Annotated in this window: 8 protein-coding genes; 6 read left to right on the top strand and 2 right to left on the bottom strand. The window is 65.5% G+C overall.

Features of this window, described 5'->3' with window-relative positions; translation table 11 throughout:
* Positions 1-147 precede the first annotated feature (147 nt).
* From A4249_RS11015 to A4249_RS16350, 4 genes are all read left to right on the top strand, one after another.
* The gene (locus tag A4249_RS11015; RefSeq protein ID WP_066552605.1) at positions 148-2,439 is read left to right on the top strand and encodes a TonB-dependent receptor domain-containing protein; all 2,292 of its coding nucleotides are present in this window, start codon (positions 148-150) and stop codon (positions 2,437-2,439) included.
* A 120-nt stretch (positions 2,440-2,559) separates the two neighbouring features.
* Entirely contained in the window at positions 2,560-5,148 is a 2,589-nt protein-coding gene (gene clpB, locus A4249_RS11010; protein WP_066552603.1) for an ATP-dependent chaperone ClpB, read from the top strand.
* Between the two features lie 755 nt (positions 5,149-5,903).
* Positions 5,904-6,533 (top strand): DUF488 domain-containing protein, encoded by a 630-nt coding sequence (locus A4249_RS11005; RefSeq protein ID WP_066552601.1) that lies wholly within the window; start codon positions 5,904-5,906, stop codon positions 6,531-6,533.
* Entirely contained in the window at positions 6,490-6,927 is a 438-nt protein-coding gene (locus A4249_RS16350; RefSeq protein ID WP_082854134.1) for a DUF488 domain-containing protein, read from the top strand. The genes A4249_RS11005 and A4249_RS16350 overlap by 44 nt, the downstream gene beginning before the upstream one ends.
* A 479-nt stretch (positions 6,928-7,406) precedes the next feature.
* Here the strand turns inward: A4249_RS16350 and prmC are convergent, their stop codons facing one another.
* On the bottom strand, positions 7,407-8,318 hold the full coding sequence (gene prmC / locus A4249_RS11000; protein ID WP_066552598.1) for a peptide chain release factor N(5)-glutamine methyltransferase: 912 nt from the start codon (positions 8,316-8,318) through the stop codon (positions 7,407-7,409).
* A 62-nt stretch (positions 8,319-8,380) separates the two neighbouring features.
* On the opposite strand from prmC, the gene A4249_RS10995 reads away from it, so the two are divergent.
* Positions 8,381-9,685, top strand: coding sequence for a YihY/virulence factor BrkB family protein (locus A4249_RS10995; protein ID WP_231868695.1), 1,305 nt, complete (start codon positions 8,381-8,383; stop codon positions 9,683-9,685).
* On the opposite strand, the gene hslU is transcribed toward A4249_RS10995, so the two are convergent.
* Positions 9,675-10,976: an ATP-dependent protease ATPase subunit HslU gene (gene hslU / locus A4249_RS10990; RefSeq protein ID WP_066555104.1), complete on the bottom strand. Its 1,302-nt coding sequence runs from the start codon at positions 10,974-10,976 to the stop codon at positions 9,675-9,677. The genes A4249_RS10995 and hslU overlap by 11 nt on opposite strands.
* 136 nt (positions 10,977-11,112) lie before the next feature.
* Between hslU and A4249_RS10985 the strand changes: the two genes are divergently transcribed.
* Complete coding sequence (locus A4249_RS10985) at positions 11,113-11,643, top strand: GNAT family N-acetyltransferase (protein WP_066552597.1); 531 nt, start codon at positions 11,113-11,115, stop codon at positions 11,641-11,643.
* The last annotated feature ends 14 nt before the right edge of the window (positions 11,644-11,657 follow it).

Genomic DNA, 11,657 nt, shown 5'->3' with positions numbered 1-11,657 from the left:
ATGGCGAAGCTGACAGTTCCCAGCTTGGCCACAACCGCGCCGTCTCGATGAAGAAGATGTAACTTTGCGATTCAAAGTAACGTCGATAGTCAGGCTTATCGACGGGCGCAAACAGACGCCCGCGCACTCTTTCAGGATCGCCGGGGCATGACCTCTTCCAAACTCGTTCTCATGCTGGGTGCGGCCGCCGTCGCCCTGCCCGGCGCCGCTCTGGCCCAGACTCAAACGCCGTCTCAGACCCCGCCGCCGGCGACGACGAGCCAGCCGGCCGCTCAGACCCCGGCGACGACGGCGCAGACGCCCGCGCCGCGCACTCAGACGACCGAACCGGCCCAGCAACAGCAGCCCGCCAGCGTCGGCGACGTGGTCGTCAACGCCCGCGCCAATGACGTGCGCACCTCGATCGACTCGGTCAGCTACAGCCTGGCCAATGACCTTCAGGCGACGACGGGCAGCCTGGCCGACGCGCTCCGCAACGTGCCGTCGGTGGACGTGGACCCTGAGGGCAATGTGTCGCTTCGCGGCGACGCCAATGTCACCATCCTGGTCGACGGCCGCCCGTCCGGCATCCTGACCGGCCCCGGTCGCGGTCAGGCCCTGATCCAGCTGCCGGCCAGCCAGTACGCCCGCATCGAGGTCATGACCAATCCATCCGCCGCCTACAGCCCCGAGGGTTCGGGCGGGGTCATCAACCTGATCACCAAGCCCACGGCGCCCAAGCCGGGGACCCAGACGACCGGCTCGCTGCGCGTCAACGTCGGCGACAACGGCCGCTGGAACGCGGGCCTCAGCGGTTCGTACCAGAAGGATCGCCTGACCCTGTCCGGCGACGCCAGCTATCGCTCCGATCCGACCGAACTGACCTTCAACCGCGTCCGTGAACAGCTGGACCCGGTCACCGGCGCGGTGGTTTCCACCACGACCGTCGAACAGCCGGTGGAGTCCGAGCAGAACGGCGCCTTCGCCCGCTTCACCGCCGAATACAAACTGGACGACAAGACCCAGCTGACCGGCGAACTGCGCGGCGTGGCCTTCGACGGCACCGGGTCGGGCGACGGCCTGTATGAAACCCGCAACGCCGCCGGCGCGGTGACCAGCGCCTATCGCCGGGTCGGCGATTCCGACTTCACCTTCAACAACTGGGGCGCCACGGCGCGCGTGCTGCGCCGCTTCGACGGCGACGGCCATGAGTGGTCTAACGAGCTGCGCTACGATTCCAACGCCAACGACACCACCAGCCAGACCCTGACCACCTTCCTGATCCCGGCGGGCGCGGCTTTGTATGAGCGGACCAGGACTGCGGTCGATCAGGTGACCTGGGGCTTCACCAGCGCCTACACCCGCCCGATGTCCGACGGCGGCAAGCTGCGCCTGGGCTATGAGCTGAACGCCCAGCGTCCCGAGCAGGACGCCGAGTTCCTGCGCGGTCCCTCGCAGGCGGCCTTGGCGCCGGTCCCGGCCCTGAACAACCGCTTCGAAGCGACCCAGACGGTGCATGCCCTCTACACCACCTATGAGCGGCCGCTAGGCGAGAAGCTGTCGGCCCAGCTGGGTCTGCGGCTGGAGCAGGCGGACATCGAGATCAAGGATCTGACCAGCGGCGCCTCGGCGTCCCAGGACTATTTCCGCGCCTATCCGACCGCCCACGTCCAGTATCAGCTGACGCCCGAACAGACCCTGCGCGCCAGCTATTCGCGCCGCATCCAGCGGCCCCAGCCCAGCCAGCTGAATCCCTTCGTCGTCTATCAGGACCCGCTGAACGTCCGCTCGGGCAATCCGGATCTGGAGCCGCAGGAGACCGACAGCTTCGAGGCCATGTGGCAGATGCGAAAGGGACAGAGCTTCTATCAGGCCACCGCCTATCTGCGGAACACCGATAAGGCCTTCACCGATGTGGCGTCCGACATCGGCGGCGGCGTCTTCCTGACCCGTCCGGAAAACCTGGGCTCGCGTCGCGACCTGGGCGTGGAGGCGACGGCGAACGGGCGTCTGCATCCGACCCTGCGCTACAGCGCCAGCGTCAACGTCTTCCGTCAGGAGATCGACTCGGGCGCCGTCGTCGGCGGCGGCGACCGCGAGGCGACCCTGGCCAGCGGCCGTCTCAGCCTGAACTGGCAGCCGACCGCCAAGGACTTCGTCCAGGTTTCCAGCTTCTGGCAGGGCGACAGCCTGCTGGCCCAGGGCCGGCGCGAGGCCGGCGGCATGGTCAATCTGGGCTACCGCCGGAAGCTGAGCGAGCAGCTGTCGTTCAACTTCACCGCGCGCGATCTGTTCAACACCTTCAACACCACGACCATCTACGAGACGCCGCAGTTCCGCGAACGCTCGGAGCAGGACATCAAGCTGCGGGCCTTCTACATCGGCCTGACCTGGAACTTCGGCGGTCCGCGCCGCCAGCCGGAACAGTTCGACTTCTCGACCGGCCCGACCGGGGGCTGAAAACTCCGGTCCTCGACCCCTTGTGTGCCTGATTGGCCACACCATCTCGGTTTCACAGACCCGCGGCGTCGCTTCCTGAAAGGGCGTCGCGGGCGAAATCCGCCTGATGAGGGGACCGTTATGAATCTCGAACTCTATTCCGACCGCGCCAAACAGGCCGTCCAGTCGGCCCAGTCGCTGGCCCTCGCCCGCCGTCACCAGCAGTTCGCGCCCGAGCATCTGCTCAAGGTGCTTCTGGAGGAACGCGACGGCCTGGCCAGAAACCTGATCACCGCCGCCGGCGGCGACGCCCGACGCGCCGAGGCCGATGTCGAAACCGCATTGAAGAAGCGCGCCCAGGTCTCGGGCGGCTCGGGCCAGCTCTATCTGGACGGCGACACCGCCCGCGTCTTCGCCACTGCCGAGGAGGCCTCCAAGACCGCCGGCGACGCCTTCGTCACCACCGAACGCCTGCTGGCCGCCCTGGCCAAGGAAGGCGGGGTCGCCGCCGAGGTGCTTAAGGCTTCGGGCGTCACGGCCGACAAGCTGGAGGCCGCCATCGCCGAGGTGCGCAAGGGCAAGACCGCCGACAGCGCCGGCGCCGAGGACGGCTACGACGCCCTGAAACGCTACGCCCGCGACCTGACCCTGGCCGCCCGCGACGGCAAGATCGACCCGGTCATCGGCCGTGACGAAGAGATCCGCCGCACCATCCAGGTCCTGGCCCGCCGCACCAAGAACAACCCCGTCCTGATCGGCGAACCCGGCGTCGGCAAGACCGCCATCGTCGAGGGCCTGGCCCTGCGCATCGTCAACGGCGACGTGCCCGAGAGCCTGCGCGACAAGACCGTGATGGCGCTGGACATGGGCAGCCTGATCGCCGGCGCCAAATATCGCGGTGAGTTCGAGGAGAGGCTGAAGGCCGTGCTGTCCGAGGTTACGGCGGCCGAGGGCGGCATCATCCTGTTCATCGACGAGATGCACACCCTGGTCGGCGCGGGCAAAGGCGACGGCGCCATGGACGCCTCCAACCTGCTGAAGCCGGCCCTGGCGCGCGGCGAGCTGCACTGCGTCGGCGCCACGACCCTGGATGAATATCGCAAGCACGTCGAAAAGGACGCCGCGCTCGCCCGCCGCTTCCAGCCGGTCTTCGTCGCCGAACCGACGGTGGAGGACACCGTCTCCATCCTGCGCGGCCTCAAGGAGAAGTACGAGGTCCACCACGGCGTGCGCATTTCCGACAGCGCCATCGTCGCCGCCGCCACATTGTCGAACCGCTACATCACCGACCGCTTCCTGCCGGACAAGGCCATCGACCTGATCGACGAGGCCGCCAGCCGCGTGCGCATGGCCGTGGACTCCAAGCCCGAGGCCCTGGACGAGATCGACCGCCGCCTGGTCCAGCTCAAGATCGAGCGCGAGGCCCTGAAGAAGGAGACCGACCAGGCCTCCCAACACCGTCTGGAAAAGCTGGAGGACGAGATCGCCGATCTGGAAGGCCAGTCCGACGACCTGACCGCCCAGTGGAAGGCCGAAAAGGACAAGGTGGGGCAGGGCGCCCAGCTGCGCGAAACCCTGGACCGCCTGCGCCTGGAACTCGCCAACGCCCAGCGCGCCGGCGACCTGGGCCGGGCGTCAGAGATCGCCTACGGCCAGATCCCCCAGATCGAAAAGCAGCTCGAAGAAGCAGAGGCGAACGAGACCAGCGGGAAAGGCCCCCTGACCCCGGAGGTCGTCGACGCCGAACAGATCGCCGCCGTCGTCAGCCGCTGGACCGGCGTGCCCGTCGACAAGATGCTGGAGGGCGAACGCGAGAAACTGCTCCAGATGGAGACCGCGCTCGGCGGTCGTGTGGTGGGTCAGGACGAGGCGCTGGCCGCCGTGTCCGACGCCGTGCGCCGCGCCCGCGCCGGCCTGAACGACCCCAACCGTCCGCTGGGCAGCTTCCTGTTCCTGGGCCCGACCGGCGTGGGCAAGACCGAACTGACCAAGGCCCTGGCCGACTTCCTGTTCGACGACGAGGCGGCCATCACCCGCCTGGATATGTCGGAATATATGGAGAAACACAGCGTCTCGCGCCTGATCGGCGCCCCTCCCGGCTATGTCGGCTATGACGAGGGCGGCGCCCTGACCGAGGCCGTGCGTCGTCGCCCCTATCAGGTCGTCCTGTTCGACGAGGTCGAAAAGGCCCACCCCGACGTCTTCAACGTGCTGCTGCAAGTGCTGGACGACGGCCGCCTGACGGACGGCCAGGGCCGCACAATCGATTTCAGGAACACCCTGATCATCATGACCTCCAACCTGGGCAGCCAGTATCTGGCCGATCAGGGCGAGGGCGATGATGTGGAGGCTGTGCGCCCCTTCGTCATGGACGCCGTGCGCGCCCACTTCCGGCCGGAGTTCCTGAACCGGATCGACGAGATCATCCTGTTCCACCGCCTGGGCCGCGACCAGATGGGCGGAATCGTCCGCATCCAGCTGTCACGCTTCGAGAAGCTGCTCGCCGACCGCCGCCTGACCCTGGACCTGGATGACAGCGCCCTGGCCTGGCTCGCCGACCGCGGCTACGACCCCGCCTATGGCGCGCGGCCGCTGAAACGCGTCATCCAGAAGGACCTGGTCGACCCGATCGCCCGCAAACTCCTGGCCGGCGAGATCGAGGACGGCGGCGTGATCGCTGTCACCGCCGGCGAGGGCGGGTTGGAGATCGGGAAGATGCGGGTGCACTAGCAGAGAATTCTATTCCAGATATATGCTACTCGCAGCCGCACGTTGATGCGACGGCAGTTTCTGGGGACTGAGATGCCATATCGTGTAGTGATTACGGAAGTTACCGATTTCGGAGCCTCACTGCACTGCGTCGCGGGTTGGGATTTGGATGCAGGTAGGATGGTTAGGCCAGAACCAGGTCCCGCTGCGTTCTGGCAAAAAGCCTACGTGGGTCCGGGCTCTGTGTTCTGGCCGTCTCATGAGGTGTCTTTCGAGGCCGACCGTCCAAATCCCCCTACAGAATTCCCGCATCTCACCGAGGATTTGGTAGTGCGCTTGAATACGCTCAACCGAGTCAGGGTCATGCCTGCGGCCGAATTCTCGCAGCTTGCTTTGCAAATTTCAGCGCCGTCGGTCGGGGCAGCCTATGGCGGAGCCCTCCAAGTTGGTGCCAAGCCTTACGTGGTACCTGGCACGCAATGCCCATCGTTGGGCGGCGTCACGCTGCCAATCCAATCGGTGAATTTCTACACGGATCAATATCGAGACAAGCCGCCTAAGCTTCGAGCTATGGTAGTCGATGGCCTAGCAACATATGACCTCAGCATTACAAGCTCAGAGCTGCGGGCTCTGCACAGGGCTGGCGGGTTGGCTGCAGTTCGAGCTCAATTCGCGAATGCGACCAGGATCCACTTGAGAGTCGGCTTGGCACGTGAATTTCCGCAAGGAAGGTGCCATGCTCAAATCAACGGTGCGTTTCCGATCCTCTAGAATCCATGAACCCGATTTATTCCCTTGGTCACTCGAACTTGCCAATCGCACGGTTCATCGATCTGTTGCGTGATTGCGAGATTGAGGCTGTTGCAGACGTCCGCTCTTCGCCTTTCAGCGGAAGGTCACCACACTTCAACCAGCCCGATCTGAAAGCGGCGTTGAAGCAGGCTGGAATGCATTACGTGTTTCTCGGGAAGGAACTAGGCGGGCGGCCTCGCGACACGCGACTGTTAACGGCCGGAGTTGCTGACTACGAGAAGATGGCGGTCACAGCAAATTATCGGCAGGGCATCCGGCGCCTGGTTGAAGGGGCGAAGGCCTACAGGATTGCGCTCGTATGCTCGGAACGTGATCCGCTAGATTGCCACCGCTGCCTCTTGGTCGGTCGGTCTATGTGTGAAAGCGGTTACGCGGTTCACCACATTCGCCACGACGGCAGCCTCACCACCCAATCAGAGCTGGCTGAAACACTGCTCTCGAAATGCCAAGATAACAACCGAGATATGTTTATCCGCGACTGCGATCTTGCCACTGCGTATCGCAAGCGTTCGGAGCAAGTCGCTTATCGAGAAAAGCGGAGAGAAACGAATGACAAAGATTTATACGATCGGTTTTACGAAAACTTCGGCTGAAGGATTTTTTGAACGAGTCCGCAAAGCTGGAGTTCGAAAGATTGTTGACGTTCGTCTCAACAACACTTCTCAGCTTTCTGGATTCGCTAAGGCGGCTGATCTAAAGTACTTTCTTAGAGAAATTTTGGATGTCGACTATCAACATCTTCCTGGTCTATCTCCCACAGACGAAATACTTAGTGCATATCGAAAGGGATCAATGTCGTGGAATGAGTATGAAAAGCGATACATTGATCTCATTCGAGGCCGCAAAGTGGAGAAGTTGCTAGATAGATCCAGCATGGCTGATTCATGCCTACTTTGTTCTGAAGACAAGCCTCATCGTTGCCACCGTCGACTAGTATGCGAATATTTAGATTCAGAATGGGGTGGAGTCCGAGCGCTCCACCTTTAGTGTTCTTGTTCAGTGGGACCTTCGACCCCGCGCTACCGAATTGAAAGCCGCCAACGTATTCCTTGTTACGAGTCGGTGGCGCTTCACCCCATCGCCCGGATAGGCAAAGGAGCAGACTCCCTCGTCTCCACAGGGGCCTCCGGTCTCCTCGTCGCCGCGCAGCCGCGCCCCTATCGATCGTCGGCCAGACCGCCGCTTTGGCGTGGTCTGCGCGAGCGTGGCGTCAGACGGCAGGTCTCACGCTCGGCCCCCGCTGACAGACCCTTATCAAGGCCGCCAACCCGCGCATCTGCGACGCACATCGCGAACGATTTCAACACCCTGCCGCCCGCCAGCGTCATCCTCCTGCCCACGCCCTCAAACCGTGCGATCCTGTCTCGGTTCGTCCGCAGGGGACGCGTCGCACGGCCGGGGAGGGGCAATTCAGACGAATTAGACGAATTAGACGGTGTTTTTGTCCGCCGACCGTCTGAAGTCGGTCAGTCCTGCGGGATCGGATTGGTGCGTGGGTCCGGGCCGTTGGTGACGACGCGGTCGCGTTCGCCCAGGTCCTTGATGATCTTGACGTCGGTGAAGCCCGCGGCCTCGAACAGTTCCTTGACCTGCGCGCCCTGATCAAAGCCGATCTCGACGGCGAAGACGCCCAGCGGCTTCAGGATGCGTTTCACCTCGGGCGCCAGGTCGCGATAGGCCTGCAAGCCGTCGGGCCCGCCGTCCAGGGCCAGGTGCGGATCGTGGTCGCGCACTTCCGGGTCCAGGGTCGCGATATGGTCGGTCGGGATATAGGGCGGGTTGGACAAGACCAGGTCGAAGCTGGCGTCGCCGAAGCCCGCGGCCCATTCGGTGCGCAGGAAGGTCGCGCGGTCGTTCAGGTCCAGGTTGGCGGCGTTCTCCTTGGCCACCGCCAGGGCCTCGGACGAGATGTCAGTGCCGACCCCGCGCGCGGCCGGCCGCTCGGCCAGAAGCGCCAGCAGGATCGCGCCCGAGCCGGTGCCCAGGTCGATGGCGTCGAAGGCTTCGGTCTTGCCGAAGGCCAGCATGGAAACGTCCATCAGGGTCTCGGTGTCGGGGCGGGGGCTGAGGACGTCGGGGGTGACGTTCAGCATGATCTTCCAGAAGCCCTTCTTGCCGACGATGCGCGAGACGGGCTCGCGCTTCAGCCGGCGCTCGACCATGGCCTCATAGGCGCTCAGCTGGTCGGCGGTGATGGGCCGATAGGGGTCGGTCAGGATGTCCATGCGGCTGGCGCCGGCGGCGGCCTCCAGCAGCAGGCGGGCGTCGATGGCGGGGCTGTCGATGCGGCCGGTCTTCAGCCGGGCCTGCGCCGCCTTCCAGGCGGTCAGCAGGGTCGGGGCGTCGGTGTCGGACTTGGGCGTGATGGGGTCGGTCATGGGCGTTGATTGGCCCGGCCCGGCGCCGATTTCAAGCGCGACGGGAGGAACGCGAGGCCAGCTTGACCGTTCGCGTCGGGATGACTGCGCGCCGCCCCTCCCGCCTCGCCCCGCTTCGCAACCTGTTCGCCCGCGCGCCCGCGCCGTCTGAGCGGGGTCGGGTGTGGAAGTTCCTGGCCGCCGCCGCCGGGGGTCTGGCCGCCGGGGCCGGCGCCGCCCACCTGCTCTACAGCCAGGGACACAAGGTCGGGGTCGAGCTGCGCGCCCCCCGCCCCGAGCCCCTGCCGCCCAAGGTCCCCACGCCCGAGGACTATGAAGCCCAGGAGCCCGGTCGCGGCCGCATGGCCAAACGGCCCGAGCACATTCCGCACAGAGGCTGGTCCGACATCGTCTGGCGCACCGGCGGCTCCTATTTCGGCGACCGGGTCGGCTTCGTCGCCGGCGGCGTGACCTTCTTCACCCTGCTGTCGCTGTTCCCGCTCCTCGGGACGTTCGTCACCCTCTACGGCCTGTTCGCCGATCCGGCCGACGCCTGGGGCCGGCTGCAGTTCCTCTACGCCCTGCTGCCCGACAGCATCGCCGAGTTCCTGGGCGGGGAGATGCAGCGGCTGGCCGAGAACTCCAATAGCCAGCTGACCTTCACCCTGGCCTGGACCCTGGCCCTGTCGCTGTGGACGGCCAACGGGGCGGTCAAGGTGCTGTTCTACGGCCTTAACGTCGCCTACCACGAGGTCGAACGCCGCAACATCGTGCGCTACAATTTGATCTGCATGGCCTTCACCGTCGGGGCCATCATCGCCGTGTTGCTGACCTCGGTCCTGGTCGTCGGAGTGCCGGTGGTGGTGCGGTTGTTCGGGCTGGAGGAGGAATGGGGCCTGATCGCCCCGCTGCGCTGGCCGCTGCTGCTGGCGGGTTATATCGCGGCCCTGACCGTCATCTACCGCTATGGCCCCTGCCGTCAGCGCGCGCGCTGGCGCTGGGTCACGCCGGGCGCGATCTTCGCGGCGGTGCTCAGCCTGACCGTCTCCTTCCTGTTCAGCTGGTATCTGTCCAACTTCGTGCGGACCGACAGCTATGGCCCGCTGGCGGCTATGATGGGCTTCCTGCTGTGGACCTGGCTGTCGGTGCAGGTGATCCTGATGGGCGCCGAGCTGAACGCCGAAATCGAGCACCAGACCGCCGTGGACACCACGACCGGCAAGCCCCTGCCGATCGGCGAGCGCGGCGCCAAGGTCGCCGACAGCATCGGCGCCCGGCGCGGCAATCCCGCGGCCCTGGCCTTCACCCAGCGCCAGGCAGAACGGGTGGCGGATCGCCTGCGCGGCCGCCAGAACCGCAAGGCCGCCGAGCGCGTCGCTACAGAATGAAGCGGCTCAGATCGACGTCCTTGGTCAGGGCGTCCATCTTCTCGCGCACCGCGTCGCCGTCGAAGGTCACGGTCTGGCCCGACAGGTCCGAGGCCTTGAAGCTGGTCTCCTCCAACACCCGCTCCATCACGGTCTGAAGCCGGCGCGCGCCGATGTTCTCGACCGCGCTGTTGGCCGCCACCGCCGCATCGGCCATCGCCTCGACCGCATCGTCGGTGAAGGTCAGGGTCACGTCCTCGGTCGCCAGCAGGGCCTGGTTCTGACGGATCAGATTGGCTTCCGGCTCGGTCAGGATGCGCTTGAAGTCGTCGCGCGTTAGGGCCTTCAGCTCGACCCGGATCGGCAACCGCCCCTGAAGCTCGGGCAGCAGGTCGCTGGGCTTGGCGACGTGGAAGGCGCCCGAGGCGATGAACAGCACATGGTCGGTCTTCACCGGCCCGTATTTCGTCGAGACCGTGGTGCCCTCGATCAGAGGCAACAGGTCGCGCTGCACCCCTTCACGCGACACGTCGGCGCTGGACGCGCCTTGGCGAGCCGCCACCTTGTCGATCTCGTCCAGGAAGACGATGCCCTCGTTCTCGGCCAGTTTCAGCGCCTCCTGCGTTAGGCTGTCCTGATCCAGCAGCTTGTCGCCCTCTTCGGCGATCAGGGGTGTTGTCGCATCGCGCACCGCCAGCTTGACCGTCTTGGTGCGCCCGCCCCCTATCTTGCCCAGCATTTCGGACAGGTTCAGCAGGCCGACGTTGCCGCCGCCCGGAATGTCCAGGCCCTGGATCGGCGAGGCGGTGTCCGCCAGCGAGATCTCGATCTCCTTGTCGTCCAGCCCTCCGGCGCGCAGCTTCTTTCGAAAACTGTCGCGCGTCGCGGGCCCCGCGCCCGGTCCGACCAGGGCGTCCAGGATCCGGTCCTCGGCGGCGGCCTCGGCCTTGGCCCGCACGTCGCCGCGCCGGCGCTCGCGCACCATGATCAGCGCGCTTTCGACCAGGTCGCGCACGATCTGATCCACGTCTCGGCCGACATAGCCGACCTCGGTGAACTTGGTCGCCTCGACCTTCAGGAAAGGCGAGCCCGCCAGCCGCGCCAGGCGACGCGCGATCTCGGTCTTGCCGACGCCGGTGGGGCCGATCATCAGGATGTTCTTGGGCGTCACCTCGTCGCGCAGATCCGCCGGCACGCGCTTCCTGCGCCAACGGTTCCTCAGGGCCACGGCGACAGCTCGCTTGGCGTCGTTCTGGCCGACGATATAGCGATCCAGTTCGGAGACGATCTCGCGGGGGGTCAGTTCGGTCATGCGACGCAGATAGGAGAGGCCGAACCGTTGCGGGAGAGGGGCGGGGCGTCGCAGCGCGCACAAAATCCTATCGTCATCGGCGAAAAGGCGTCATGCCGATCGTCAGAACCGCGCACGCTGCACGACAGGCTTAACGATGACCCCCTTGCAAACGGATCGTCTGACCCTTCGACGCTTTCAGGCCGGCGACGCCGCAGACCTGTTCGCCTACCTTCACCAGCCGCGCGCCGCCTGTTTCGCCGCGATGACGCTTCAGGACATGGCGGCGGCCGAGGCGGAAGTGCTCAAGCGCGGAGCCGAGGGCGAATATATCGCCGTCCAGTCCAAGGCCAACGGCCATGTCATCGGTGATGTCTTCGCAATGTTCGAGGCGCCGGACACCTGGTCCATCGGCTGGAACTTCAACAGCGCCTATGCGGGCGCCGGCTATGCGTCCGAGGCGGCCCGCGCCCTGGTCGACCATCTGTTCGCGGACAAGGCGGCTCGTCGCCTGTACGCCTATGTCGAGGACGACAATCTGGCGTCACAGAGGCTTTGCGAACGGCTGGGCATGCGGCGCGAAGGGCTGTTCTGCGAGTTCATCTCGTTCGTGAACGACGCCGCGGGCCAGCCCATCTACGTCAACACGTGTCAGTACGCCCTTCTACGACACGAGTGGCGAGCCTGACGGTCAGCAAAAAG

It is taken from the genome of Brevundimonas sp. GW460-12-10-14-LB2, from assembly GCF_001636925.1.
GTDB lineage: Bacteria > Pseudomonadota > Alphaproteobacteria > Caulobacterales > Caulobacteraceae > Brevundimonas > Brevundimonas vesicularis.
This window is presented reverse-complemented; position numbering and strand designations above follow the sequence as displayed.

Bases quoted from the DNA above. Each gene is read 5' to 3' on its own strand.
- A4249_RS11015 (WP_066552605.1), top strand. From the start codon at position 148: ATGACCTCTTCCAAACTCGTTCTCATGCTGGGTGCGGCCGCCGTCGCC.
- clpB (WP_066552603.1), top strand. From the start codon at position 2,560: ATGAATCTCGAACTCTATTCCGACCGCGCCAAACAGGCCGTCCAGTCG.
- A4249_RS11005 (WP_066552601.1), top strand. From the start codon at position 5,904: ATGAACCCGATTTATTCCCTTGGTCACTCGAACTTGCCAATCGCACGG.
- A4249_RS16350 (WP_082854134.1), top strand. From the start codon at position 6,490: ATGACAAAGATTTATACGATCGGTTTTACGAAAACTTCGGCTGAAGGA.
- prmC (WP_066552598.1), bottom strand. From the start codon at position 8,318: ATGACCGACCCCATCACGCCCAAGTCCGACACCGACGCCCCGACCCTG.
- hslU (WP_066555104.1), bottom strand. From the start codon at position 10,976: ATGACCGAACTGACCCCCCGCGAGATCGTCTCCGAACTGGATCGCTAT.
- A4249_RS10985 (WP_066552597.1), top strand. From the start codon at position 11,113: ATGACCCCCTTGCAAACGGATCGTCTGACCCTTCGACGCTTTCAGGCC.